This is a genomic window from Streptomyces sp. NPDC054765 (assembly GCF_053612065.1).
On sequence record NZ_JBSHBP010000005.1, the window covers coordinates 87,008 to 112,267 of the forward strand.

Genomic DNA, 25,260 nt, shown 5'->3' on the forward strand with positions numbered 1-25,260 from the left:
ATGGACCGCGCCGCCCTGCGGTCGCACCTTCGACGGCGGGATCAGCGGTTTCGCGATCTCCGCTCACGACTCCGCACGGACCTCAGGGAGACAGCCGCAACCCCGTGACCAAGTCCGGGCGGATCCGCAGCGCGTAGGACATCCGGTGGTCCGACCAGGGGTGCAGCAACGCCTGGTAGTGCGCCAGGTCGTCGGGATCGGTCACGAGGTGGCAGTAGCCGGTCACCACCACGCTCCAGCCGCAGTGCGTGGCCGGGTCGATGACGTCGGCCTCGTAGGCGACGACCACGCCCTCGTCCTCCGCGTGCTCGGCCAGGCTGGTCAGCGCCGCGCCCTCGTGGGTGCGGATGATCACCTCGCCGTGGTGGAGGAGGTGGTTGACGGGGCGGATGGCCGGCAGCGCGTGCCGGGTGAAGACGATCCGGCCCAGCGACACGCTGCCCAACAGGCGGAGGGCCTCGGCCCGGTCCAGTTCGGTACTGCGGCGGGACGCCTCACGGTCGGCCCAGGCCACCGGCGCGGAGTCGGTGGCGGTCCCGGCGGTGTGCCGGCCCGGGATGTCGTTCACGGCGTGCTCCCTGTCCTTGTGACACTGCTGACGCACTGCGCGCTGCCGGCCAGTAGAAGGCCCCCGGCGAGAACCCGCCAGGGCCGTTCGGCCCGCCTCGGGACGGCGTACCTCTCAGGGCCCGGTCGGCGTCACCCCGCCGCACGGACTGCACGGACTACACGGACTACACGGACTACACGGACTGCATGGAGCGTACGGGCCGGTGGGACTGGTGGGACTGGTGGGACTGGTGGGACTGGTGCATGGAATCGACGTCCTGACGGAGCGCCAGTGTCGCAACGTGGTGCCTTGCCCGAAGGGCCCCGATCCCCCGGGGCCGTTCGGCCCTTGCGCGAGCGGCCGGTCCCGACGAACCTCGTGGGCGGGACCCTTGTGCCCCGCCGATCCGCGAGAACCACAGAGCGAGAGTGCATGAACCAGCAGCCCGTTCCCCCTGCCCCCGCCGCGCCCGTCGCCGCCCCCGCCATGCCGCTGCGCGTGTTCATCCTCGATGACCACGAGGTGGTGCGCCGCGGTGTGCGGGACCTTTTGGAGGCGGAGGACGACATCGTGGTCGTCGGGGAGGCGGGGGACGCACGGCAGGCCCTCGCCCGGGTGCCGGCGGTCCGGCCGCAGGTGGCCGTGCTCGACGTCAGGCTGGGCGGCACCGACGGGCCAGGCAGCGACCACGAAGGCATCGAGGTCTGCCGGGAGTTGCGGGCTCGTGTGCCGGAGCTGGCCTGCCTGATGCTGACGTCCTTCGACGACGACGAGGCGCTGTTCGACGCCATCATGGCCGGGGCGGCCGGCTATGTGCTCAAGCAGATCGACGGCACCGCGTTGGTGCACGCGATCCGCACGGTCGCGGCGGGGCAGTCGATGCTGGACCCGCGCACCGCGACGCGGGTGATGGCGCGGCTGCGCGACCCGGGCCGGGACCGGGCGGCCGAGGCGGAGACGTCCGAACTCGGCCGGCTCTCACCGCGCGAACGGGAGGTGCTGGACCTGATCGGCGAAGGTTTGACGAATCGTCAGATCGCGGATCGGCTGTGTCTCTCGGAGAAGACGGTCAAGAACCGTGTGTCCGCGATCCTGTCCAAGCTGGGGGTGGGCCGCCGGGTCCAGGCGGCGATGGTGGCCGAACGGCTGAAGGGACCTCGGGCGTAACCGTGACACCGGGAACCTCAGCGGTCTGACCCGTCTCGCTCCCGGTGTGCCGCGAGGCGGGCGGCCCCGGCGTCACCGTGTCCGGCACCGCTCGGAGCGGTCAGCCGGGCAGCGGGACCCGCCAGGCGATGCGGGTACCACCGTCCTCCGGGCTCTCGACGGCCAGCCCGCCACCGTGCATGTCGGCTCGGGCCCGCATGTTGGCCAGACCTCCGGTGTGCGGAGCGTCCCCGATCCCCGTTCCGTCGTCCGTCACCGTCAGTGCCACCGCGTCCGCGGTCACCGACAGCGTCACGTCCAGGTGACGGGCGTGGGCGTGACGGGCGGCGTTGCTGAGGGCCTCCGCGGTCACCGCCACGAGGTGGGGGGCCAGAGCGTCGGGGACCGCGGCGTCCACCGGGCCGTCGATCCGCAGCGCCGGGCTGAAGCCGAGGGGGCCGGCTGCCCGCTGCACGGTCTCGGTCAGATCACGGCGCAGACTCCGGCCGTCCTTGCCGTCCCCGGTGGTGCGCAGTCCGAAGATGGTGGACCGGATGATCTTGATGGTGGTGTCCAGGTCGTTGACCGCGCGGCCGACCCGTTCGACGGCCTCCGGACGGTCGATCAGCCGGGTCGCGCTCTGCAGGGTGATGCCGGTCGCGAACAGCCGCTGGATGGCGAGGTCGTGCAGGTCCCGGGCGATCCGGTCACGGTCGTGAAGAACCGTCAGTTCCTCGGACTCGGCCCGCCGCCGGGCGAGTTCCAGGGCGATCACGGCCTGGTCGGCGAAGCCGGATATGAGTGTGACCTCGGCGTCGTCGAAGGCCGGCCGCCCGGCCAGGCGGCTCAGCCGTAGTGCACCGCAGCCGGTGTCCACCTGGAGCGGCACGGCGACCGTCGGCCCGTACACCTCGGCGGACTCTCCGTTCAGCGCGGCACCGTCCGGCTCCTCTCCTTCGGGCGGGTGCACGGTCCCGTTGCCCGGGGCGCCCGCGCCAAGCGGGTAGGCCCGTGGGTCGGCCCGCAGATCGGCACTGACCACCGGCCGGCCGCTGCGGGCGGCCATCCCGGGCAGCGAGCCGTCGGCCGGCACGCGCAGCCCGAGGATCCGGCTCGCGCCCGTACCGCACGCCACCGCCACCGTCAGCTGGTCCGCGGACGAGGGCGCCGGCAGCAGGACCGCCGCACAGTCCGCGCCGGCGACCTCCTGAGCGCGCTCCGCGATCAGCCGCAGCACCTCGTCGGCGCCGGTACCGGACAGCAGGCTGCGGGTGATCTCGCCCAGCGCCTCCAGCCACCGTTCGCGGCGGCGGCTCTCGTGGTACATACGCGCGTTGTCGATCGCCACTCCCGCCGCGGTGGACAAGGTGGTCAGCACGGCCTCGTCGTCCGCGTCGAACGAGCCGCCGCCGCGCTTCTCGGTGAGGTAGAGGTTGCCGAACACCTCGTCGCGGACCCGGACCGGCACCCCGAGGAAGGTCCGCATCGGGGGATGATTGGCCGGAAAGCCATAGCTGTGCGGATGCTTGGTCAGGTCGGTGAGCCGCAGCGGCGCCGGGTTGCGGATCAACTCCCCGAGAATGCCGCGCCCGCACGGCGTCCGGCCGATCAGTCCGATGAGGTCGTCGGACATCCCGACGGGCAGGAACTGCGACAGCTGCCCGTCCCCGACCACACCGAGCGCCCCGTATTCCGCGTCGGTGAGAGTGACCGCCGCCTCCACGATGCCCCTGAGCACCTGGGGGAGTTCGAGCCCCCGCCCCAGACTCATCACGGCGTCGAGCAGGCCGCGCACCCGGTCCGGCTCATGGAGCTGCGGCCCGTGCGGAGCGCTCTCGGCCGGTGCGTACTGCTGCGATTCGGACATGACCGTGCTGCTCCAAAGATCCCGTACGTCTGCTCGGCAGCCTACGTGATCAGCGCGGCAGCGCCGGCGGCCACCGGTTCCGACCGGCCATCCGAAGGGGACTGCAACGGAGGCCGTCCGTCCCGCCGCCGGGGGCCGGTCGCGGTACGGAAAAGGGCCGTTCGGCCCTGGGGGCCGCAGAGGTGGCCGGCTGACGATGTGTCTGCCGGGAAGGGCCGGTCTCCCCCGTGCCGATGGCTCTTCCCGGCTCCGGCCCTTCCCGGCCCGGCCTTCCCGGCCCGGTTCGCATGCCGAGGTGGAGGACACAGCACCCCGCCTGCCCGCCGTGGCCGACCTGCGGGCCGGAGCCGACCGCCTGCTCGCTCGGGTCGTGGAGCCGGCGCACGACGACGGGTGGTTGGATGACGACGGGTGGTTGGATGTTTCCTATGAGGAAGCCGCGAGCTGCTTCGGCTGCTGCAGGGACGCAAGACCGTTTCGCGCTCCCGCTCCTTCACCGGAAGGTACTGTCCCGACCGCTGCACCGTTGAGGCGTGTCAGGGCACCCTTACCAGCAGTAGCGTGAAACGTGAGAACCGACACACAGCGTGACCCAAAAAGGCTCGAATAGGGCGATCTCCGCACCAAATCAATGCGATTGGTAACGTGAGAAACCCCTGGCAATGTTGACTCGGAGGCCGATTTCCGGTGCAGATCGTGGCCCGACACGCAGAGCAGCGTGAATTCGACCGACTAGTGGCCTCCGCGGCCGTCGGGGTTGGCGGGGCCGTTGTGGTGGCGGGCGAGGCGGGGATCGGCAAGTCGACGCTCATCGACGCCGCGGCGGGAACGCTCGACGGGTTCGAGGTGCTGCGAGCCGCCGGCACGGAGTTCGAGCAAGATCTTCCCTATGCGACCCTGCACCAGCTGTGCGCCCCGGTACTTGAGCACCGTCTGGGGCTTCCTGCGGTGCAACGGAGGGCGCTGGAGGCGGTGTTCGGCCTCGGCGCGCAGACCTCGCCCGACCCGTTGACGGTCGGCCTTGCTGTCCTGGGGCTGCTGCACGAGGTGGCGCAGGACAAGCCCGTCTGCTGTGTGGTGGATGATGCCCAGTGGATCGATGTCGCTTCGAGGCGGGCGCTGGTCTTCGTGGCCCGGCGCGTGACCGCCGAGCGGATCGCGGTGGTGTTCGCCGCGCGCGATGTCGGCTCGCTGTCCGGACTCGCCAGTCTTCCCCGACTGCCCCTCAAGGGTTTGGGTGACGAGGACGCCCGGACCGTGCTGGGAACGGCGACGCATGCCAGGCTGGATGACGAGATCGTCGACCGGATCCTGGCCGAGGCGCGCGGCAACCCGCTGGCGCTGCTGGAGTTCGCCCACCACACGGAGCCGTTCGGGGTCCCCGGCCCACAGCGCTGCCGGGCCAGTGTGGTGGACACACTGGAGGAGCAGTTCGTCCACCGCTTCGAGCGGTTGCCGGACGCCACGCGGTCGTTGGTGGTGCTCGCCGCAGCGGAGCCGGTCGGCGATCTCGGCCTGCTGCGCCGCGCGGCAAAGATCCTCGGACTGGATGCCGCAGGGCTCACTCTCGCGGAGAACGCCGGGCTGCTGGCCTTGGGCCCGCGGCTGCGCTTCCGGCATTCGCTCGTGCGTTCCGCGGTGTACTCCTCGGCCACCCCGGCACTGCGCCGACGCGTGCACGGTGCTCTCGCTGAGGCGACCGATCCGGAGACCGACCTCGGCCGCCGGGCGTGGCACCGGGCCCACGCGGTCGTCGACGCCGACGAGAACGTCGCCGCGGAGCTGGAACGGTCCGCCGATCGGGCACGCCTGCGCGGCGGATTCGCCGCGGCCGCTGCGTTCATGGAGCGAGCGGGGCAGTTGACACCGGCTTCCGGCCGCCAATCCGGGCGGCTGCTCGCCGCGGCACAGTTGCGACTGCAGGCCGGGGAACCCAAAACGGCCCGCACACTCGTCGCGCGGGCAGAGCGACGCCTGATGGACGATCAGAGCCGCACCGAGGCACGCCTGCTGCGGGCACGGGTCGACTACCAGCTGTCGCACAGCCCGCAGGCCACCGCCAGACTCGTCGACGTCGTCACGGAGTTGGCTCCGGACCAGGCAAGGGCGACCTACCTGGAGGCGTTCGCGTCGTTCATGTACAACGACAACCAGCCAGGCCGTCTCAAGGAGCTCGGCGCCCGGATCCGCGAGAGAGCGCCGCAGCGGGAGTCTGCCCAACCGGCCGATCTGTTGCTCAACGCCTTGCTGGACCAGACCATGCTGCCCGTCGAGCAGGCGGTGCCCGCGATGCGCGACGCGGCAGTGGCGTACCGTGCGGCTGCCCACTCGTCGGGGCCTTGGCGGATGAACCTCCTCTGCCAGGTCGTCATCGACTTGCGCGACGACGAGGCGATGGAGGAGATCTCGGACCGCCAGGTGGACCTGGCGCGTCGCCAAGGCTCCCTCGCCTCGTTGCCGCAGGCACTGCGCTACCAGGCGATATCCAGGGTTTCGGTCGGCCGGTTCGACGAGGCGGCCGCCAGCCTCGGCGAGGCACGGACCGTCGACGAAGCGGCGGGCACGATACCGCTCCTGGGACCCGAACTCGTCCTCGCCGGCTTCCGGGGTGATAGCGACCGGTACCGCGAGCTGCGGGGGCTGCTGGGCCGTGACGGGCGACCGGTCGAAACCGTCGGCGAACATTACGCCAGGGCGATCTTGCACAACGGGCTCGGCAACTATGAGGAAGCTCTGGATGCCGCGCTGGCAGCCCAGCACCGGCACCAGGCCGGCTCCTACTCGATCTGGGCCGTCTACACCGAGCTCGTCGAAGCCGCCGCACGCGCCGGACGCCGCGAGGACGCCGTCGTGGCCATGAAACACCTGGAGACACTGGCCCGCACGAACCCCCTCCCGTGGGCCGTCGCCGAATGGCTGCAGGCACAGGCCCTCCTCGGTCAGGGCGAGGACTGCGAAGCGCTGTACCGGCAGGCCATCGACCACTTCGCCCGGACCCGGGTCCGGGTGCTCCACGCCCGCGCCCGGCTGACGTACGGGGAGTGGCTGCGCCGCGAGAACCGGCGCGCCGAGGCCCGCGACGAGCTGCGGGCCGCGCACGACATGCTGTCGCACATCGGTGCCGGCGCCTTTGCCGAGCGCGCGGCCCGGGAACTGCGGGCCACCGGCGAACAGCCGCGCCGGCACGGTGAGAACCCACTCGGCCGGCTCACCGCGCAGGAACGACTCATCGCCGGAAAGGTGGCTGCCGGAGCGACGTCCAAAGAAGTGGGCGTGATGTTGTTCCTCAGCCCGCGCACCATCGACACCCACCTGCGCAACGTGTACCGCAAACTGGGCATCTCCTCGCGCCGCCAGCTCCGCGAGATGTCGCTCTGACGGCCCGGCACCGGGTGACGTCATCACCCTCCCCTCGGCGTCTTCGCCGAGCGCCGCTCCCCCCGGAGCGGCGCTCGGCCGGCAGGCCCTCACAGCGAACACCGCCCGTCCCACGGCCGGTTCAGGACCGGTCCCCACCGGACCGGCCGAAGAGCACGCACAGCGGGGACGACGGCGGGCCGGCGCTGCTGCCTCAAGGGCCCGTCTCTGTCGCCCGTCCGGTCAGATGTAGCCCTCCCGGATTGCGTACGCCACCACGTGTGAACGGTTGCGCAGATGCAGGCGGGTGGTGAGTCCGTGGATGACGTTCTTGACGGTGCGTTCGGAGTAGGACAGCTTGGCGGCTATCTCCGAGGTGTCGAAGCCGTCGGCCACCAGCCGCACGACGTCCGCCTCGCGCGGAGCGAGCCCCAGAAAGGTCCCCGGCCGGTCGGCGCCGCCCCGGTGCAGGTGCCCCACCTGGCTGATGAGCCGGCCCAGCAGGTCCGCGGGCAGATCGCCGCCGCCCTCGGCTGCGGTCAGCACCGCCTGCACCAGACGAGGTGCGGTGGCCTCGTGGCGCCAGACGATGGCTCCGGCGCCGCACTCGATGACGTCCAGCAGTTCGTTCTCCCGGATCGTCCCCACGACGAGCACCACCCGCGCCCCCTCGCTGCGCACGATCCGCCGCAGCCGGGCGAGCGCGGTCTCGTCGAGTACGTCCTCGACGAGCAGGGCCACTGTGGCGGACCCGGAGTCCTCACACAGGTCGACCTCCGGGTACCCCCGCAGCTGGCTGAGGACTCCTTCGTGGCTGATCGGATCGTGGGCCGTGACGGTTACCCGCACCCGCTTCGTGGAGGGTGCGGAGGCTGTGGGGGCCGGATACGAGCTGAGCAAGCGATTCCCCTCTGTTCACTGGCACATCCCCCGGCGTCAGCCGTCGGCCGGGGACGTGACCCGTACTTCTGCTGCGTCCGAAGCCGGCACCTGACTGCGGTACCGACCATGCCGCCGGGAAGGAGAGCGTAGCGTCGGCAAAAACTACGTACCCGGGCGTCTACGCAATCCGGTGCCGGGCGGTCACAGGGACGAAGCAATGGGTCGTCTCCGAGGAGACGTACAAATACCCGCTCGACAAATACAACAACGTCTCCGCCGACACGGGCGAGCCCAAGGGGCCCCCGTACATCGAGACCGAACTCCGTCCGGGAGACGTGCTCTACATTCCACGGGGCCACTGGCACTACGCGGTGGCCGGTGACGAACCCTCTTTGCACCTGACGCTGGGAGTGACGTGCCGCACCGGCGTCTACTGGCTGAAGTGGCTGGCGGACGAGCTGATGGACGAGGAGGAGTGGCGGCGCAATCTCCCGCCCGTCGTCGGAGGTGACACAGCCCAGCTCGCCGACCACGTCCGCGGACTGATGGGCCGGCTCGCCGCGCTGGCCGACGACGAGCAGTTGGTGAAGGCGTACCTCGCCCATCATCTGACCACCCAGGACAGTCGTCACCGGGAGGTCAGCCTCCCGAGCCAGTCCGGGTTCCATCCCCTCTCCACGAACGGCGACACACGTCTGCGGCAAGCACACTTCAACCCCGTCAAGGTTGATTACGATGCCGCGTCCGAACAGCACCACATCCAGTTCGGCACGAGGAAGATCACGCTCGACGGCGCTCCCGCAGAACTCATCGACAATCTTTTCCACCGCGAGTCGTTCACCCTTGAAGAAGCCATCGGATGGGCCCCGGCATTCGACCCCGCCGAAGACGTCGCCCCACTGCTGCGGCTGCTGGTAGAGGAAGGAATTCTTCTGGAAGAGAGTCCTCCGCCGGCGTGAGCACCGTCAGGAAACCCGGCCCGGCCTGCGGCATGCGGGACGGCGGTCCATGTTCCCCGGGCCTGTACCACGGGGTCAGTTCCTCTCGAAGGTCCTGACCCCGCTGGGCGCTCACCACTGACGGAGACAACTCGATGAAGATCGGCCTGATCGAGCTCAGCGCACACAGCGAGGTCCTCGACAGCCTCATACGGCAAGCCATCGACGTCGGCGCGAGCCCGACCGTCTACACCAACCCGTTCTGTGCCGAATCCCCGGAGGCCGCCGGCTCCGCGGAAGTCGAGTGGCAGGTGTGTCCCCCGGATCTGCCGTACGCGGAATTCCTGGAGAAATCCAGGTCCTCGATCGGCTCACAGGATCACCTCTTCATCGTCACCCCGGTCGATTCCTTGTGCGGCCTGCTCTCCGATACGAGCGCGATGACACCCTACTGGCACTGCCTGGTGCACAATCTCCACACGTTCACCTCGTCAGACGGCAACCGGCCGAGCGCTGCCATCGCGAAGCTCGTTCTCGAAGGCGCGGCGGGTGTCCTTCTCCCGGATCTCCGGCTCCTGAAATCCGGCGACCCGCTGCGGAGCCGCGCAATCAACATCGCCTACCCGCAGCATCCGCCCACGGAGTTCGTGAGGGACGAGGTGCGGTGCTGCATCCCGGGGAGAATGTATTCCGGCAGGAACCACGCCGAGGTTCTGTCCGCGCTGGAAATCGCCTCCCCACGGCTGACGAAGCGCCTGCGAGTCGATTTTCTGGGAGCGCACGCCACTGAGGAGACCAGGGCTGCCGTCGAATCGGCGAGGAAGGCGGTCGTTCCCTCGGTCGAACTGCGAGATCACCCGGATTATGTCGCCCAGGAGGAGTTCGACCGGACTCTCGCGGAGGCCGACTTCCTCATTCTGCCTGTCTCCGAGTACCTCACACGTAACGGCATCATCGAGACGCGCGGCCAGACCTGCGTCACGGGCAACATCAATGACATGGTCCGGTTCGGTCTTCCCGCGCTCATGCCCGCCTTCTATCCGTTGAGCGACCATACCGACGGGATGACAGCACGGTACGGCGGCATTCCGTCCCTGGCGGACCTGATCGTTAGCTGGGTGAACACCGGCGAGTTCAACCGCAGGAAACGGGCGGCGGCACCGGGGCTGAAGGCCTACCGGGCCGAGTGTCTGTCGGCCATGCGCGAGCAACTGGCCCGCCGTTAGCGGCTCGTGAGGGAAGATCCCACTCTGCCGGTATCGTGCGAAGGCGCGCCGGCGGAGTGCCTCGTACGGTTCTCTGCGGCGGATTGCACCGCTGCTACCGGTCCGGCATCCGTGGTGGCACCGCCAGGTGTTCAAAGACCCGACGGGGCACATCGCTGGATCACCGGAGAAGACGCAACCGGAGAAGGCCGTCCGGCCTCCTGGCCCGACGTCGGCTCTCCGCCGGGGATGGTGCCGGGTGCGGCGGCCGGGAGGACGCCCGCCAGAACCACAGTGAGGCCCTGAAGCCTGTTCGGGAAAACCAAGCATCCGAACCACGATTCAAAGGAAAGCGACGTGTGCCACCAGGAGACCAACAGCGCCCCGCAGAGGCGTATATGACGAACGATGTATTCCGTAGCCCGGTTCGTTTCCTGACGATCGCCAGTTTCGTCACCACCGTCGGCAGCGGGCTCTATCTTGCCGGCAGCATGCTGTTCTTCACCCGGGTCGTCGGGCTGAGTGTGTCGGGTGTGAGCACCGGCCTTGCCCTCGCGACGCTCGCCGGCATCCTCTCGGGCCTCCCCCTCGGCGCTGTGGCCGATCGCGTCGGGCCCCGGGGACTGTACGTCGCCACCCAAGGCGTCCAGGCGACGGCGATGTTCCTGTTCCCGATGGCACACTCCTTCACCGTCTTTCTCGCGCTGGTCACCGTCGCCGCCATCGGCCAACGCGGTGCCCAGGCGGTCGGCGGCGCCCTTGTCGCACGGATCAGCGCGCCCGGAGAACGTACTCGCATCCGCGGCCATCTCCGAGCGGTCACCAACCTCGGGATGGGCATCGGCGCCGCCGCGGCCGGCGTCGCGCTCCAACTTGACTCGACGGCGGGCTACACCCTTCTCATCCTGGCGAACGGACTGAGTTTCCTCGCAGCGGCAGGACTGCTGCTCAAGATCCCGTCCGTGCAGCCGGTGCCACGCCCGCCCGGCGCGCGGCGCATGGAGGCCCTGCGGGACAGACCGTATCTCGCCCTGTCGCTGCTGTGCGGGGTCATCGCGTTCCAGTACGACGTGGTGTCCCTGGTCCTGCCGCTCTGGCTGGTGTCGCACACCGCGGCGCCCCGGTGGTGGCTTTCCGCACTGCTGGTGATGAATACGGCAGTGGTCGTGCTGTTCCAGGTCAAGGCAACCCGCTGGGTGAAAGGCCCGTTGCCCGCTTCCACCGCGCTCCGCGGAGCAGGGTTCCTGTCCCTCGCCGGCTGCATCGTCCTCGCCCTCGCCTCGGGGGTTTCCGCCCCCGTCGCCGCCGTCCTGCTGCTCGTCGGCGTGCTCCTGCTGTCGTCGGGTGAACTCGGCCTGGCCGCAGGGGCATTCGAAATCGGCTTCGCGCTGGCCCCGGAGCACGCCCAAGGGCAGTACCAAGGGGCCTTCAACCTGGCTGATGGCGTGGTACGTGCAGCGTCACCGGTCGTGCTCACCGCTCTGTGCCTCCAATGGGGCAAGCCCGGCTGGGTGGTGCTGGGCGTCGTCCTCGCGCTCTGCGGCCTCGCCACCCGGCCGCTCACCCGGTGGGCATTGCGCACCCGGACGGTTCCGGCGCCGGAAGCACCTGTCCTCGTCGGGTGAGGTCTCCATCGTTGCGGCATCGGCGGCATCGGCGGCAACGGCGGCAACGGCTGCCGTGCCCACGGCAACGTTGCGACCGGGGGCCCCAGCGCGGGGCGAGGCGGCCGGCTGACGAAGTGAGTCGGTCACGACCACTGATCACCTGGGGATGCCTCGTCCAGCCCATCGGTACGTCCGTGCGTCCTGAGTCCGGCGCGCCGCAGAACCGCAGTTCGGGCGGCGGCGTGCTCCGGCCACCCGTACCGCCGGCGGTCAGAGCATGTCGCTCACCCGCTGACGGCCGGTGGAATGCAGCGGGGTGGTGTGCCCCGGGCCGGACGGGGGTGTGAACAGGGAGACCCGGTGGCCGACCGGTACCGGGGAGCGCGGGACGGAACGCCGGGTGGGATCCGGGCTGCCGGTGTAGAGCCAGCCGATGAGTTTTTCGTGCGGGGCGAGGCCCAGCAGCGTCCGGGTCGCGACGGAGCCGACGGACGAGCCGGTGCGCCAGATACTGCCGAAGCCCCTGTCGTGCAGGAGGAGCATCAGCGAGTTGACCATGGCGCTGCTCGCGGCGAGTTGCTCCCAGTCCGGCACGCGGTGGTTGCGCTGGGGCGCGAAGACCAGGGTCGCGAGGAGCGGCGCACGCAGTGGTTTCCTGCTCTCCCGCCGGGCGGTCTCCGCGTCGGTGGCGCCGGAGGCGAAGGACACGCCCAGCGCCGCCCGGCTTTCCCCGCGCACGAGAATCCACCGCCAGGGGCGGAGGCGGCCGTGGTCGGGCGCGGTCGCCGCCCAGCCCAGCAGATCGACGAACTCCTCGTCACTCGGGGCGGGTTCGATCAGCCGGTGCTCGCTGCGGCGGGTCCGGATGGCGGCTTCCAGTTCCATCAGCACTCGCTCCTCAGCGCGCTCCGCGCCCCGTTCACGGGCACCGCGGCGGCAGCCAGAACGACCGCACGCCCCGTACCGCGGCGAGCCGGTCCCGCGCCATACCGGTCGCGGCACCGGCGGTGCTGATGTTCAGGTTCTCCGCCCTGGTGAAGATCTCGACGAGCCGTTGCGGGATCAGCTCCGCGCGCTGTCTGACCCGGTTCATGTCATGGCCCGCCGGATGCAGCTCGTCGACCACCTGGATCAGGCCGAGCGCGTTGATCACAAAGTCCGGTGCGTACAGGATGCCGCGCGCCGCGAGCCGGTCCGCGATGACCGGCGCGGCGAGCTGGTTGTTGGCCCCGCCCGCGATGCTCCGGCAGCGGAGGTTGTCCACCAGGTCGGCGCCGATGACGTTGCCGATCGCATTCGGGCTGAGGACGTCCACGTCGAGCAGGTAAAGCTTCTCCCGGCTCACGACCTCTGCTCCGCAAGCCCCGGCCACCCGCTCGGCCTTCTCCTGGTCGATGTCGGCCACGGTCAGCCGCGCGCCGCCGTCCGCCAGGTGGGCCGCCAGGTGGGCGCCCACCTTGCCGACGCCGTCGATGGCGATGTGGCGGCCCTCCAGGCTGTCGCTGCCGTCGAGGTACTCCAGGCAGGCCCGGATGCCGAGGCTCACGCCGTAGGCGGTCATGGCGCCCGATTCACCGGAGCCGCCCTCTTCGACGTCCAGGCCGCGTATCCACTGGGATTCCTTACGCATGACCCGGAGATCTGCCGTGGTGATGCCCATGTCGCAGGCGGCGATGAACCGCCCGGAGAGGCTCTCGACCGCCTGCCCGAACGCGCGGAGGAGCGTCTCCGACTTCTCGACGCCCGTGCCACCGAAGATCACCGCCTTCCCGCCCCCGATGTCGAGGCCCGCGCAGGCCGCCTTGTAGGTCATCGCGCGGGAGAGGCGTAACGCATCGCTGATCGCCTGGTCGTCATCGCGGTACGGAAGATAGCGGACGCCGCCCAGTGCGGGGCCCAACAACGTCGAATGAATGGCGATGACACAACGAAGCCCGCCGGGGCCAGAGCTGAACAGAACCTGCTCATGGCCGTCCATTTCCTTGAACACACTCATCATCGACCCCACCAATCCCGTCCAGTGACAGCCGGGCCGGCGGCCCCGCCGTCAGGCGCGAACCGCCGGCCCGTCCGGCAGAGAGTTATTCGGCCGGCTGCAGTCCGGACGCGAGCAACGCCGCGTCCAGTACGTCCCACAGCGCGCACAGTGATGCAAGGAAGTCCTCCACGCCCTGCTCGATCTGGGCGCTGTTCGACGCATCCATGACGGACGAGACAGCCCTGATCACATTCGCCTCGTGCTGCTGCTCGGCACCGGAGTCACCCCAGTGCTCCGCCAGGTAGTGCATCTCCGGCTCGTCGATGTCGGCCTTGTAGTGGCCGGAGTCGACGAGGGCGCGCTTTTCGCCCGGGATCAGCGACTGGTTGGAAATGATCTCCAGCGCGAGCGCCGTGCCGAGGTTCCGGACGGTGGTCTCGGCGTCGGAGGAGAACCGGCGCCGGAACACCTCGATGGCGGCCGCCGCCTGCGGCGTCAGCCCGGTCTCACGGTCGTATCCGGGCAGCCCGGCGAGCAGCCCGTCCGACGAGCTCTTGAGCCATGCCTCTACCCGCGCGGTGTCATACACGTCGCCGAAGACCTGGGAACCGGTGCGGTTCACGATATGGCCCGCCATCGTGGCGAGTTCGGGGCCGTGCCCGGCCTCACTGTCGACGATCTCCTCGATCAGGACGGCCTGCTCGCCCCAGCCGAGGCTGCGCAGGGCGGCGGGGAACTCGCCGCCGGGGCGGGTGGAGGCGCAGAACGACTGCACCTGGTGGAAGAGCGCGCCCGAGACCTCGGCGGACGGAGGCGCCGCGGCCCAGTGTTCATAGAGCGGGTGGTCGAAGACGCGGTGTGTCTTGATCCGGTCGATCAGCATGTCGGTCGTCTTCATCGATTCCTACTCCGGTGAGGTGGATGGTTCCGGGAGGTGGATCGTTCCGGGCCGGTGGACCGTTCCGGGAAGGCGGGACGGCGCCGCTCAGGCAAACTGGAGTTGCGAGGGGTCGACCTTGGGGACGGAGAACCCGATCTTCTCGATGTGCTGCGCGATCGCGGTTTTGTACAGCTCGCGCAGCTCACCGTTGTCGTTCTTGCGAAGGCCCCACCGGACCGCGAGTCGTCCGCGGCGGGAGTCGGGCCGTCCGAACATATCCAGCGCCATCGGGTAGAACTTGTCCAGCGCCTTCTGGGCCCGGTCACGGGATTGCGCGCCGGCCTCGTACGCCTCCTGCATCAGTCGCTTTCCGTAGCCGAAGTGCCGGGCCTCTTCCTTGAGGATCGCGTCGGCCTCGACGCGCAGCGGCGCGTAGGTGCTCGTGGTCATCTCCTTGATCTGGAAATGCCCTTCGAGTTCGCAGAGGAAGCTGAATGCGGCGCGCTCTTCCCACACGGTGAATTTGGTGGTCATGCTTTCAGCCGGGAAGTAACGCCGCTCCGCCACGGCCTGATTCACCATGTGCGAGGTGTCGACGCCCAGCGGTGTGAGCAGCTTGGCGAAGCGCCGGAAGTGGTCCACCTCTTCCATGCCGAACTTGAGGCACATATAGCGCTCATCGGCATTGGGGGCCAGCGGATAGAACGAGTCGACGTAGGTGTCGCCCGCACTGAGCTCACCTTCGCCATTGGCGAGCATCTGATGCGTCAGCACCTCACGGTATTCTTCCGGAAGTTCACCGACGCTCTCCAGGTCCACAGTCTCCGAAAAGACGGTCGCCATACGAATTCTCCTCCGGGTAGCTGATGAAATTCAGCCTATGCGGGCAGTTCGCGACGCCGGTAGGCCACGATGGAGTCATATCGCCCGGGAACGATGGGGGTAGACCGGTGGCACTTTCGGGGTAGTCCGGGGGTACCTTCCGGTCCCGGGCCCCGCGCCGGAGTCCCGTCCGGGTCCGTCGGCACCCGTCTGACCCCCCGCACCACACGCCGTTGTCGCGTGGTGCGGGGGGTCACAGAGGGCGCGTGTTCACGGATGGGCGGGTGTGACGGGAGAGTCGTCGCCGGAAAGCCGCGGACAGGAGGGGTTGGCTGAGAACGGCCGGACTTCTCAGGCCCCGATCCGCTCCGGTGGCCGGATATAGCTCAGGGTGTGGTGGGAGACGAGTTTGCCGGCGGTGTCAGTCGTGGCGGCGGTGCCGTAGACGACCAGACGGCCGGGCCGGACGATCGTCGACTCGCAGACGAGATCGGTGCGCGCCGGGCCGAGGAAACTCGTCGTCATCTGCTGGGTGACGGACGGATCGTCCTCGCCGAACAGCGACATGATCGCGATCCAGCAGGTCACGTCGGCGAGCGTCATCGCACACCCGCCCTGGAGGACGCCGCCAGGTCGGAAGAGTTCCGGGCGCTGGCGCAGCGAGACCTTGGCCTGGCCCTTCCCGACGGCTTCCACGGTGAATCCCCACCAGGGTCCGAAGGGGCTGTTATCGAGGACGGCCTGAGCTGCATCGACATCCATCATCGAAGTAACATAGCATCGTTCGGTATGTCAACGCGCAGATCCAACGCCGAACGCACCGCGAGCACCCGCGCCCAACTGATCGGGACCGCACGGCACTTGTTCAGTGAGCGGGGCTACTCCTCGACGACCATCGCGGAGATCGTGAAGAGTTCCGGGCTCACGGCCGGTGCGCTGTACCACCACTGGGCGGGCAAGGAGGCACTGCTGGTGGACGTCGTGCACGACATCCACCGGGAACTCGCCGTACGGTTCCAGGCCCTCGGCATCGAGGACGAACCCCTCCCCCGGCTCCTGCGCTCCGGGCAGGCGTTCCTCGGCTTGTGCGCCGACCCCGCCGTCGCCCGGCTGCTCCTGCTCGACGCACCCGCGGTGCTCGGCTACGAGCGGTGGCGTCAGATCGACGAGCAGTGGTGGCTGTCGACGACGATCCGGCTGGTGGAGCGGGCTCGTTCCACGGGCGGCACCGACCTCGGCATTGACGGCAGCGGGGCCGTCGATGCCGAGGCCGGTGCCGTCGATGCCGGTGCCGGGGCCGTCGACGCCGAGGCGTCCCGTCAGCTCGCACTCGCGCTCCTCGGCGCGCTGACCTCTCTCGGACACGAGGTCGCCATGAAAGGCGCCTCGACGGTCGCCAGTGCGGGACGGACCTATGAAGTCCTGATCACCTCTCTCCTGAGGTGATCAGGACTACCGCGGGGCGCCGGCGCCGGCGCGTGGCGCTCACCGCTACGGCGCGGCGTTCACCGCTTCGGGCCGAGCCGGGAGACGAGCAGCGCCGCTTCCACCCGATTCGAGGCCGATAACTTGATCATCGCTCGGTGGACATGCTTCTTGACGGTGTTCTCAGCGATATGAAGGGTGGCCCCGATCTCTTTGTTCGTCAGGCCGGCGGCCAGCAACCCCAGAACATCGTTTTCCCGTGAGGTGAGACTCGAAATCGCTGCCGTGGTCGAAGACGTCGGATATTCGGTACTGATATCGGAAAGCCGGTCATGCGGGAGGAGATACACCGCACAGCCCCGGCTGACCAGGGCGATCACGCTGGCGAAGTCCTCCTGCAGGATTTCCAGGTCCATGAACCCGGCGACCTTGGCCCGTAAAGCGTCCTGGATCGTGATGACGGAGTCGTGGCACCACAGGACGATGACCGCGGCGTGCGAGCCGATCAGCTGGACGAGATGGCGAAAGCCGTCACCCGTCAGTTTACGTAGATTGAGCAGGACGATGTCGAGATCCCCGCGGTCAACGGCGGTGAGGACGCCTGCCACATCCTGCGCCACGCCGACCACGTCCAGCCCGGGAGCTTCCCTGGTCATCGCCATGAGACCGGATCGGGTCACGACCTGGTCGTCGGCGATCAGCAGTCGTATCTGAGCCATATACGGCGTCCCGTCTTCCCCTGAATGGCCGTCTGCGGACCTCTGTGGAGAGCCGGGTGTCCGAGGCGACCACAAGATCGAATAAGGTCAGAATGCCGACCCGATAGCGAGCTGCGTTTCCCTTTGGTCAATGGGAGTACGCAGCAACGAGGCCAGGCCTCCGGACCGTCGGCATAGCGCAGTTCTTCAGGGAATAAAGCGATGCAGTGGAGCGAGGCGACAGAGCGAGGCAATCCGATCCGCCGCGAGTGAGGAACGGGCACTCGGCAGAACGAAGGCTCAAGTGCGGGTTGTCCGACTTGCCGCCCTCTCCGGGTGCCCAACCTTGTCCGAATACCCTGTTACGTGAGCCGCTCCGGCCTCACCCCGAGGGGGAACCGGGTTCTCATCGATCTTCTTCTCGCCGGTGAGCCGCGTCAGGTACTTCGTCATGGCGTGCGTCCCCGTACCGCGCTTCCCCGTAGCGCGCTTCCCCGTAGCGGGCTTCGTCGTACCGTACTTCCCCGGCAGCTGCTGCTGGGGACCGCCGACCGCGGCACGGACAGGGGTACGGCCGCAGATGCCACCGTCAGGACGGCAGGCGCAGGGGACGAGGCCTGCACCGTCGCCGATGAAGCAGCTGAGCGGCCCGGGGCGACACCGGTGGTCGCCAGGGCGCGTTGGGTCTTCACGCTTTCTGCTCCCCCACATGTGCGCGGGGGCGCAGCTCGCACGCCACACCCCCGAAATAACGTGACACCACATAAAGCCACATTAATCACATTGACACCAAGGGGATTTGAGACAGATTTGCACTCCCGCCAGACCTGCCATCAACCGCCCTCGGGAAGCACCCCCTCGCGCCCCCCCATTCGCCATCTCGGTGACCGCCGGCAACCGGCACGACGTCACCCGGCTCGCGCCGCTCTTGGCTGCGATTCCGCGCATCCGCGCATCCGCGGACAACGAGGCCGCCCGGGACACCGGCCGAAGCGGCTGTTCGCCGACCGCGGCTACGACTACCTCAAGCACCGCCGTGCGCCGTACGCCCGAGGCATCACGCCGTCGAGGTGCCTGCTGGGTCTCTGGACCGGTCAGCGCATGCCACATCTCCTCGCGGGCCTGGCACAGGGCGAGCAGCGCGGCGCGGCATTCCTCGTCGGCCTCGCGAGCGTCGTCGCGGCCGCTGTGGCTGCCGCGGTCATCTGGCGGGTTCCGCCTCGACACGTCCACGCCGGGCCTGGACACTGCTGACGGCAGAGGGCCGAAGAGCGAGACAGGCTTTCCACTCAACCCTTGCGTCTCGCGTCGCTCGCAAAGGGGAGTGCAAGGAGACCCGGCAAATTCACGGGGCGGCCGCGGCCTCGGTCGCCGCCGTTCTCACCGTCGTCTTCGGATCGACAGGGGTGACCAATGCTGCCGGTGGGGCTTCGCCGGCCACTTCGCCGCGCAACGCTTCTTCGGCCCATGAAAGCCCGGCGGCCCCGGGGGCGACGCTGACCGATGCGTCGATCACGTTCTTCACCCTCGACGACAACAAGGACAGCGACACACTGCTGTCCATTCAGGTCCTGGACCGCAGCAACAGAGTGGCCGCCTCGGCGACTGGATTCTTCGGGCAGTTTGGCGACGACACGACCCACCAGATCCCCTTGAAGCTGCGGCCGGGTTTCACCTGGGACGCATTGCAGGCAGGCCACTTGCGGCTGAATATCCAGCCCCATGGCGACGACACATGGAAGTTCGGATACGAACTCGACCTGACTTCTCCGACGGGGATTTCGCGCCGACCATCGAGAGTCGCCTCTCCCTGAGCGAGAACAACAAGACGCTCCTCGACCCGCTGCAATTCTGACCTGAACCCCGGCCAAGACCCCGAGCGAACCTCATTCCGAAATGATCAGTTATCCCGTCGCCGAACCACGCCCGCAACGGCGTGATGACGGCCTCGCCCGGTGCCGGGCCGGGCCGGGCTACGGCTGCTCCCGGCCCGCTGAGTGGCGGTGGCAGCGACTGTGGCGGTGACGGTGGCGATGGCGATGATGGCACCGGGTCGACGGCCGGCGGACGGCCCGGGGAGGGTACGTGGTGCGCTCGGATGTCCGGGCCCGCCCGCTGTGCAGCGGGCGGGCCCGAAGCGAGTCCGGAAGGCACCGGCTCGGCGTCGCAGAGTTCATGGAAAGGACGATGCCGCCCCGGCGATCGGACCCGCTGTACGAACAGCCGTCCCGGATCCCCCGGGCACGGCTATGCGCGTTCTTCCGGGCGGGCGACGCTCAGTCGCCCAGATCCTGCCCTATTTTCAGCGACGTCTGTGTGTTGGGCAGCAAGGAGGTGTGTGCTCCGGGGGCGAGTTTTCCCAGCGTTGTGTACTGGTAGCACGGGTACCGGACACAGGTCACTTTCCGGGCCGTGCCATAACGCACGGTGAATTCCGTCTGATTGACGAATGACCGCGCGCCGGCCGGCAGGACCACACCGTTGGTCTTCGCTGCCTCGATGTCCGATGCGGCAATGATGGCCGGCTCGCCCGACAGGTCTGCGGAACTGTAGGTACAGATGCTGTTCACCGGACAGGCGGTATCGGCCTGGGCGGGGGTGGCGAAGCCAAGAGCGCCCACCGTGAGGGCGATCGCGGAACCTAACAGGGAGATTTGACGCGTGCGAATCAAGAGTTACTCCGGATCTGTGAGTGAGGGATGACCGTCGCGCTCCATGGATTCGGTGAACCTGCGATGCGCCGACCGAGAGACTGCTTTCTCCCGCGGGCACCTTCACCAAGAGCAATTGATCGCCCGACAACAGGGCGCGTAAAGCCATGAAACGCGAACGATGGGCATCATGTCAGCAGATCGAGCACTCATCGGTCCGCGCGTCGCGATCTCGCCTCAGCGCCTTTCCCCGGCGAGTGGCACAATTTTGTCCGGTCGCTCTAAGCATGCAGCGGCCCTCTTGTCACAAAGCCCCTAATATGCAGCGCCACCGGGTAGCCGCCTTCCGTATCATCACAGTACGACATGACCGGATATGCGCATCCATACGAGCTATTCCGGCCATCTGCCATCATGGCCATGGCGTGCGGCGGACGGTTCCCCCGGCGCGTGAAACGGCACTCGGGCCGGGCCCCTGGAGGGGTCCGGCCCGAGTGGACCGCGGTGCGGGGTCCGGCTGTTACTACGGGCGGACGAGCAGGATCGAGTTGATCGGCGTCAGATCCTTGTCCAGGTAGTAGCCGGCCCAGAGGTAGCCCTGACAGTCCCCCGTGCCGTTGTAGCCCGTGCAGGTGCGGGCCGTCGCGCCCCCGGTCTGGTTGTTCAGGATGTAGTGCTGCCCGACCTGGTTGCTGAGATTGTGGGCGCCGTAGCTGTAGAAGGCGAGCGACGGGCGGTCGCCGTTCCACCCGGCGTTCTGCGGGTAGACGCAGACGGCCCCTGACGGGCAGCCGTGCAGGCTGCCCGCGGCCTGGGCGGCGCTGGCGCCGGTCGCACTGACCGTGGTCAGGGTGCCGACGGCAAGCGCCAGAGCGGCGGCGGCCTTGGTGATCTTTCGCATGGTTCTCCCCCTAGTGGTCGGATGGCATGACGTGCGGGACAGCCTCCAGCGGAATGCGGAGCGAGGAGCCGTACCGCCGTCGCGACAGGCAGTTTGCCCGAGACGCCGGGCTCGCACCATCTCTTCGGTCTAGGCCGAAATCGGAGGTGGAAGAGCCTGGGCCTGTGGTAGATGGGAAGGGCGCCGGACCGCCCCGGGGCCGGACCCTCGCATGGCGGCGGGAACGCCCACATGGCGGCGGGAACCCTCACGTGGCGGCGGGGCCCCTCACGTGGCAGCGGGCCCCTCACCCCACCCCCATGACAAGGACCGTCACCCCGCCGGGGCCGCAAGGCATACATCCGCGGCACGGCGTTCCCCGTCAGGCCACGACCACTCACGCCACCACCACTCACACCACGGCACTCACACCACGGCCCCCGCTCCCCCTCAGCCGGTGCCGCCCCCAGGTGCCAGTGCGGGTCGCGGATGCCGGGCTCCAGGGACATCCGGGCGATGAGGTCTTGCGGGGCGCGGGCCGGGCTGCCGGTGAGGGCAACGACAGTCTGCAGTCCGGTCGCCTCGACGTCACCCTCGCGGCGGACCCACAGCCCGGTGGGGGTCAGTCCGCCGGCCGCCAGGGAATGCCGTTATTTGCGTATTAACGCAATAAGCGGCACACTTCTCACGGCAGGCTGCCCGCCGCACCGTACGGACGGGCCCCCGCCCGAAACCGGACGCACCACATCACTGAATGGAGGCAGCCATGGGTGAAGACCCTCCCAGTCCCGGCTGCCTCACCGGCAGTCTCTGATCTCTCTGCCCTCTACGGCTCGGCCGACCGAGCCGCGACGGGGCGTCGCCACCGCGCGGAGCCGGCCGTCCGGCCCCCGGCGGCTTCCCTTTCCCTGCCTTTTGTTCTCTCCATGCCGGGCCGACGCTGGTCCGGGTGCGTTGTCGCGCCCCGATGCCTGCTGTGCCCCCAGTGTGGTCGGAGGTTCTTGTGATGTCGTTCCGGACGAGCAGCCCCACCCAGCGGGCCTCGCTCCCCACCCAGCGGGCCTCGCTCCCCTCCCGGTTCGCGGGCCGCCTGTCCCGTATGACCTGGGTGGACATGGTGGTCGCAGCTGCCGTACTGGTGCTGCTCTACCTCGTTCTGCGGGTCGGGCAGGGGACCACGGTCCGCTTCTCGACCAGCCAGTCGGTGAACGTGAACACCGACCCCTCCCAACTCCCCTACGACGCGGCCCGCTCGCTGCTGCGCATGTTCCTCGCGCTCGCCGCGTCGATCGTGTTCACCTTCGTCTACGCGTACGCCGCGGCCAAGAGCCGAAGGCTGGAGCGGATCCTGATCCCGGCGCTGGACATCCTCCAGTCCGTCCCCGTACTCGGCTTCCTGACCGTCGCCGTCACCGGGTTCATCGCGCTGTTCCCCGGCTCCATGCTGGGCCTGGAGTGCGCGGCGATCTTCGCGATCTTCACCTCGCAGGCATGGAACATGACCTTCGGGTTCTACCACTCCCTCACCGCCCTCCCCCGTGAACTCGACGAATTGTCAAGGTCGTTCCGCTTCACCAAGTGGATGCGGTTCTGGAAGGTGGAGCTGCCGTCCGGGATGATCAGCCTGGTCTGGAACGGCATGATGAGCTTCGGCGGTGGCTGGTTCTTCCTTGTCGCCTCCGAGGCGATCAGCGTGAACGCCAAGAACTACGCGCTGCCCGGCGTCGGTTCGTACGCCGGAGCGGCCATCGCCGACGGCGACCTGGCCAAGGTCGGCTGGGCCATCCTCACCATGGGCGTCATGGTCGTCGGCGTGAACTTCCTGTTCTGGCGGCCGCTGACCGCCTGGGCGGAGAAGTTCAAGAACGAGCAGTCCGAGGCGAGCGAGGTACAGCGCTCGGTCGTACTGAACTTCCTGCGCCGCTCCAACTGGCCCCGGCTGCTGGGCAAATTGCTGCGCCCCGGGGGACGGGCGCTGAGCCGGGCGGCCCGCGTCTTCGGCACCGACGACCGGCCGTTGACCGTTGACCCGGCGCGGCAGCGCAGCGGCGACATCACCTTCGCTGTGGTGGCCGGTGGCCTGATCCTGTGGGGTCTGACCGACCTCGGGTACTACCTGCACCACCGCACCGGCCTGCGCGTCTTCGGCGAACCGTTGCTGCTGGGCCTGGCCACCCTCGCCCGTGTGGTCGTACTGGTCGCCGCCGCGACGCTGATCTGGGTTCCGGTCGGCGTGAAGATCGGCTTCTCCCCGAAACTGACCCGGATCGCCCAGCCTGTCGTCCAGGTCCTGGCCAGTTTCCCCGCCAATTTCCTCTTCCCGCTCGCCGTCTGGTTCTTTCTCGAGACCGGCCTGTCCCTCAATGTCGGCGGCATCCTGCTGATGGCGCTCGGCGCCCAGTGGTACATCCTCTTCAACACGATCGCCGGCGCCATGTCCATCCCCACCGACCTGCGCGAAGCCATGGATGACCTGGGGGTACGCGGCTGGCAGCGCTGGCGGCGGCTGATCCTGCCCGGGATCTTCCCCTCCTACGTCACCGGCGGCATCACCGCCTCGGGCGGCGCCTGGAACGCCTCGATCGTCGCCGAGGTCGTCGTCTTCGGTGGCACCACCCTGACGGCCACCGGACTTGGCGCCTACATCGCGAAAGCCACCGGCGCCGGCGACTTCCCGCACCTGATCGCGGGCGTCGCCGTGATGAGCCTGTACGTCGTCGGCCTCAACCGCCTCGTCTGGCGCCGTCTGTACCGGCTCGCCGACACCCGCTACGCCCTCTGAACTTCCCTGAGTCACCCCCTGGAGCCAGTCATGATGCTCAACGCACTGCGCGCCCGTCGCGCCGCCCGCAACTCCCCCACCCTCCCCGCCGCCACGGCCCCGCGCGCCGCCGACGGCGAAGTCCTGCTCAACACCACAGGCCTCACCAAGTCCTACGCCGGCGCCGACGGCGAACTCCCCGTCCTCGGCGGCATCGACCTTGCGGTGCGCGCCGGCGAGGTGGTCGCGCTGCTCGGCAAGTCCGGCTCCGGCAAGTCCACCCTGTTGCGCTGTCTGGCGGGGCTCATCCCGGCCAGCTCCGGCACCGTCACCTACCGGGGCAAGCCACTGACCGGCGCCAACCCCGGCACCGCCATGGTCTTCCAGACCTTCGCCCTGCTGCCGTGGCTGACCGTCCAGCAAAACGTCGAACTCGGCCTGGAGGCGCGGGGCGTGCCGGCCGACGACCGGGCCGACGCCGCCCGGCAGGCCATCGACCTGATCGGCCTGGACGGCTTCGAGTCCGCGTACCCCAAGGAGCTCTCCGGAGGGATGCGCCAGCGCGTCGGCTTCGCCCGTGCACTCGTCGTGGAACCGGACGTCCTGATGATGGACGAGCCCTTCTCCGCCCTCGACGTCCTGACCGCCGAGAACCTTCGCGGCGAACTCATGGAGTTGTGGGAGTCCGGCCAGTTCCCCACCCGCGCCATCGTGCTCGTCACGCACAACATCGAAGAAGCCGTCCTGATGGCCGACCGGATCGTGGTGCTCGGCTCCCGCCCGTACGGCACCATCCGCGAGACCTTCGACGTCGGCCTCGACCGGCCGCGCGACCGCGATTCGCCCGCCTTCGAGGACCTCATCGACCGCGTCTACCGCGTGATGACGGGACGGGTCAAGGAGACCCATCCCCAAGCTCTCCACTCCGTGCGAGCAGGAGAGACCCCCTTCCCGGGCCGCCCCGACAGCATCGGCCTCGACAAGCGCACCATCGCCAACGCTCCGCTGCCCATGGCCGGCGTCGACGGGCTCTCCGGTCTGGCCGAGATGGTCGCCCACCGAGACGGCCGCTGCGACCTGGCCGACCTCGCCGACGACCTCGGGCTGGCGGTCGACGACATGCTGCCGCTGGTCGACGCCCTGGAGTTGCTCGGCTTCGCCAGGATCAGCGACGACGATCTGCTGCTCACCGAAACCGGCGCCGCCTACGCAGGGGCCGACGTACAGCGGTCCAAGGCGATCTTCGCCGAGGCGGCCACCGGAGCGCCCCTGGTCCGGCTGATCACCACCAGCCTGCGACAGAACCCCGACGGCACCCTGCGCGCCGGTTTCTTCCGCGATCTGCTGGCCCACCACTACACCAGCGAACAGGTCGCCCAGCAGCTGGAGACCGCCACCGACTGGGGCCGCTATGCCGAGCTCTACGCCTACGATGCCGACCCGCAGGAATACCGCCTGGACGACGGCCCGTCCACTCCTGCGACGTAGGCCCAGTAGACCCGGTAGACCCAGTAGATCTGGGTGTCCTGACCTGGGCGGCAGTCGACGTCGGTGCGCGCCCTGGCCGATCGGTGCGAGGACCGCCCAGGCCCCGGGCGGGCGCTCGGTCAGAG

Annotated in this window: 20 protein-coding genes; 9 read left to right on the top strand and 11 right to left on the bottom strand. The window is 68.9% G+C overall.

The genetic code is table 11. The annotated features are described in order from the left end of the window. Positions 1 to 82 precede the first annotated feature (82 nt). Positions 83 to 568: a pyridoxamine 5'-phosphate oxidase family protein gene (locus tag ACWGJY_RS05430; protein ID WP_453259469.1), complete on the bottom strand. Its 486-nt coding sequence runs from the start codon at positions 566 to 568 to the stop codon at positions 83 to 85. Positions 569 to 982: 414 nt separating this feature from the next. Here ACWGJY_RS05430 and ACWGJY_RS05435 point away from each other — a divergent pair, with 414 nt between their 5' ends. Further along, a complete protein-coding gene (locus ACWGJY_RS05435) occupies positions 983 to 1,717 on the top strand; it encodes a response regulator (protein WP_453259470.1) in 735 nt (244 codons plus the stop codon). Positions 1,718 to 1,817: 100 nt separating this feature from the next. On the opposite strand, the gene ACWGJY_RS05440 is transcribed toward ACWGJY_RS05435, so the two are convergent. Continuing rightward, on the bottom strand, positions 1,818 to 3,467 hold the full coding sequence (locus ACWGJY_RS05440) for a GAF domain-containing protein (protein ID WP_453259545.1): 1,650 nt from the start codon (positions 3,465 to 3,467) through the stop codon (positions 1,818 to 1,820). A gap of 792 nt (positions 3,468 to 4,259) precedes the next feature. On the opposite strand from ACWGJY_RS05440, the gene ACWGJY_RS05445 reads away from it, so the two are divergent. After that, positions 4,260 to 6,941, top strand: coding sequence for an AAA family ATPase (locus ACWGJY_RS05445; RefSeq protein ID WP_453259471.1), 2,682 nt, complete (start codon positions 4,260 to 4,262; stop codon positions 6,939 to 6,941). A gap of 222 nt (positions 6,942 to 7,163) precedes the next feature. On the opposite strand, the gene ACWGJY_RS05450 is transcribed toward ACWGJY_RS05445, so the two are convergent. Continuing rightward, positions 7,164 to 7,820 (bottom strand): LuxR C-terminal-related transcriptional regulator, encoded by a 657-nt coding sequence (locus ACWGJY_RS05450; protein WP_453259472.1) that lies wholly within the window; start codon positions 7,818 to 7,820, stop codon positions 7,164 to 7,166. Positions 7,821 to 7,987: 167 nt separating this feature from the next. On the opposite strand from ACWGJY_RS05450, the gene ACWGJY_RS05455 reads away from it, so the two are divergent. The 3 genes from ACWGJY_RS05455 to ACWGJY_RS05465 all read left to right on the top strand — a co-directional run bounded on the left by ACWGJY_RS05455 (position 7,988) and on the right by ACWGJY_RS05465 (position 11,570). Next, entirely contained in the window at positions 7,988 to 8,761 is a 774-nt protein-coding gene (locus tag ACWGJY_RS05455) for a JmjC domain-containing protein (RefSeq protein WP_453259546.1), read from the top strand. Between the two features lie 134 nt (positions 8,762 to 8,895). Next, positions 8,896 to 9,966: a hypothetical protein gene (locus ACWGJY_RS05460; protein WP_453259473.1), complete on the top strand. Its 1,071-nt coding sequence runs from the start codon at positions 8,896 to 8,898 to the stop codon at positions 9,964 to 9,966. A gap of 377 nt (positions 9,967 to 10,343) precedes the next feature. Further along, complete coding sequence (locus tag ACWGJY_RS05465) at positions 10,344 to 11,570, top strand: MFS transporter (protein WP_453259474.1); 1,227 nt, start codon at positions 10,344 to 10,346, stop codon at positions 11,568 to 11,570. 252 nt (positions 11,571 to 11,822) lie between these two features. On the opposite strand, the gene ACWGJY_RS05470 is transcribed toward ACWGJY_RS05465, so the two are convergent. The 5 genes from ACWGJY_RS05470 to ACWGJY_RS05490 form a co-directional block, all read right to left on the bottom strand. After that, positions 11,823 to 12,437, bottom strand: a complete 615-nt coding sequence (locus tag ACWGJY_RS05470) for a nitroreductase family protein (RefSeq protein ID WP_453259475.1) — start codon at positions 12,435 to 12,437, stop codon at positions 11,823 to 11,825. 34 nt (positions 12,438 to 12,471) lie between these two features. After that, entirely contained in the window at positions 12,472 to 13,551 is a 1,080-nt protein-coding gene (locus ACWGJY_RS05475) for a Leu/Phe/Val dehydrogenase (protein WP_453259476.1), read from the bottom strand. An 82-nt stretch (positions 13,552 to 13,633) separates the two neighbouring features. After that, positions 13,634 to 14,428: a hypothetical protein gene (locus ACWGJY_RS05480; RefSeq protein WP_453259477.1), complete on the bottom strand. Its 795-nt coding sequence runs from the start codon at positions 14,426 to 14,428 to the stop codon at positions 13,634 to 13,636. 87 nt (positions 14,429 to 14,515) lie between these two features. Beyond that, positions 14,516 to 15,253 carry a Phenylacetic acid catabolic protein gene (locus ACWGJY_RS05485; protein ID WP_453259478.1) on the bottom strand — a complete coding sequence of 246 codons (738 nt, stop codon included), beginning with the start codon at positions 15,251 to 15,253 and terminating at the stop codon, positions 14,516 to 14,518. Positions 15,254 to 15,583: 330 nt separating this feature from the next. Beyond that, complete coding sequence (locus tag ACWGJY_RS05490; RefSeq protein ID WP_453259479.1) at positions 15,584 to 15,997, bottom strand: PaaI family thioesterase; 414 nt, start codon at positions 15,995 to 15,997, stop codon at positions 15,584 to 15,586. A 24-nt stretch (positions 15,998 to 16,021) separates the two neighbouring features. Between ACWGJY_RS05490 and ACWGJY_RS05495 the strand changes: the two genes are divergently transcribed. Next, positions 16,022 to 16,678, top strand: a complete 657-nt coding sequence (locus tag ACWGJY_RS05495; protein WP_453259480.1) for a TetR/AcrR family transcriptional regulator — start codon at positions 16,022 to 16,024, stop codon at positions 16,676 to 16,678. 59 nt (positions 16,679 to 16,737) lie between these two features. On the opposite strand, the gene ACWGJY_RS05500 is transcribed toward ACWGJY_RS05495, so the two are convergent. Continuing rightward, entirely contained in the window at positions 16,738 to 17,376 is a 639-nt protein-coding gene (locus ACWGJY_RS05500) for a response regulator transcription factor (RefSeq protein WP_453259481.1), read from the bottom strand. Positions 17,377 to 18,761: 1,385 nt separating this feature from the next. Between ACWGJY_RS05500 and ACWGJY_RS05505 the strand changes: the two genes are divergently transcribed. Further along, positions 18,762 to 19,169, top strand: a complete 408-nt coding sequence (locus tag ACWGJY_RS05505; protein ID WP_453259482.1) for a hypothetical protein — start codon at positions 18,762 to 18,764, stop codon at positions 19,167 to 19,169. Between the two features lie 462 nt (positions 19,170 to 19,631). On the opposite strand, the gene ACWGJY_RS05510 is transcribed toward ACWGJY_RS05505, so the two are convergent. Next, positions 19,632 to 20,027 carry a peptidase inhibitor family I36 protein gene (locus tag ACWGJY_RS05510; RefSeq protein ID WP_453259483.1) on the bottom strand — a complete coding sequence of 132 codons (396 nt, stop codon included), beginning with the start codon at positions 20,025 to 20,027 and terminating at the stop codon, positions 19,632 to 19,634. Between the two features lie 502 nt (positions 20,028 to 20,529). Further along, positions 20,530 to 20,907: a hypothetical protein gene (locus ACWGJY_RS05515; RefSeq protein ID WP_453259484.1), complete on the bottom strand. Its 378-nt coding sequence runs from the start codon at positions 20,905 to 20,907 to the stop codon at positions 20,530 to 20,532. 985 nt (positions 20,908 to 21,892) lie between these two features. On the opposite strand from ACWGJY_RS05515, the gene ACWGJY_RS05520 reads away from it, so the two are divergent. After that, the gene (locus ACWGJY_RS05520; protein ID WP_453259485.1) at positions 21,893 to 23,668 is read left to right on the top strand and encodes an ABC transporter permease; all 1,776 of its coding nucleotides are present in this window, start codon (positions 21,893 to 21,895) and stop codon (positions 23,666 to 23,668) included. A 30-nt stretch (positions 23,669 to 23,698) separates the two neighbouring features. After that, entirely contained in the window at positions 23,699 to 25,135 is a 1,437-nt protein-coding gene (locus ACWGJY_RS05525) for an ABC transporter ATP-binding protein (protein ID WP_453259486.1), read from the top strand. The last annotated feature ends 125 nt before the right edge of the window (positions 25,136 to 25,260 follow it).

Coding starts and splice junctions, on each gene's coding strand:
- ACWGJY_RS05500 (WP_453259481.1), bottom strand. CDS start 17,376: ATGGCTCAGATACGACTGCTGATCGCCGACGACCAGGTCGTGACCCGA.
- ACWGJY_RS05465 (WP_453259474.1), top strand. CDS start 10,344: ATGACGAACGATGTATTCCGTAGCCCGGTTCGTTTCCTGACGATCGCC.
- ACWGJY_RS05525 (WP_453259486.1), top strand. CDS start 23,699: ATGATGCTCAACGCACTGCGCGCCCGTCGCGCCGCCCGCAACTCCCCC.
- ACWGJY_RS05480 (WP_453259477.1), bottom strand. CDS start 14,428: ATGAAGACGACCGACATGCTGATCGACCGGATCAAGACACACCGCGTC.
- ACWGJY_RS05485 (WP_453259478.1), bottom strand. CDS start 15,253: ATGGCGACCGTCTTTTCGGAGACTGTGGACCTGGAGAGCGTCGGTGAA.
- ACWGJY_RS05440 (WP_453259545.1), bottom strand. CDS start 3,467: ATGAGTCTGGGGCGGGGGCTCGAACTCCCCCAGGTGCTCAGGGGCATC.
- ACWGJY_RS05475 (WP_453259476.1), bottom strand. CDS start 13,551: ATGATGAGTGTGTTCAAGGAAATGGACGGCCATGAGCAGGTTCTGTTC.
- ACWGJY_RS05495 (WP_453259480.1), top strand. CDS start 16,022: ATGTCAACGCGCAGATCCAACGCCGAACGCACCGCGAGCACCCGCGCC.
- ACWGJY_RS05460 (WP_453259473.1), top strand. CDS start 8,896: ATGAAGATCGGCCTGATCGAGCTCAGCGCACACAGCGAGGTCCTCGAC.
- ACWGJY_RS05520 (WP_453259485.1), top strand. CDS start 21,893: ATGTCGTTCCGGACGAGCAGCCCCACCCAGCGGGCCTCGCTCCCCACC.
- ACWGJY_RS05490 (WP_453259479.1), bottom strand. CDS start 15,997: ATGATGGATGTCGATGCAGCTCAGGCCGTCCTCGATAACAGCCCCTTC.
- ACWGJY_RS05435 (WP_453259470.1), top strand. CDS start 983: ATGAACCAGCAGCCCGTTCCCCCTGCCCCCGCCGCGCCCGTCGCCGCC.
- ACWGJY_RS05515 (WP_453259484.1), bottom strand. CDS start 20,907: ATGCGAAAGATCACCAAGGCCGCCGCCGCTCTGGCGCTTGCCGTCGGC.
- ACWGJY_RS05470 (WP_453259475.1), bottom strand. CDS start 12,437: ATGGAACTGGAAGCCGCCATCCGGACCCGCCGCAGCGAGCACCGGCTG.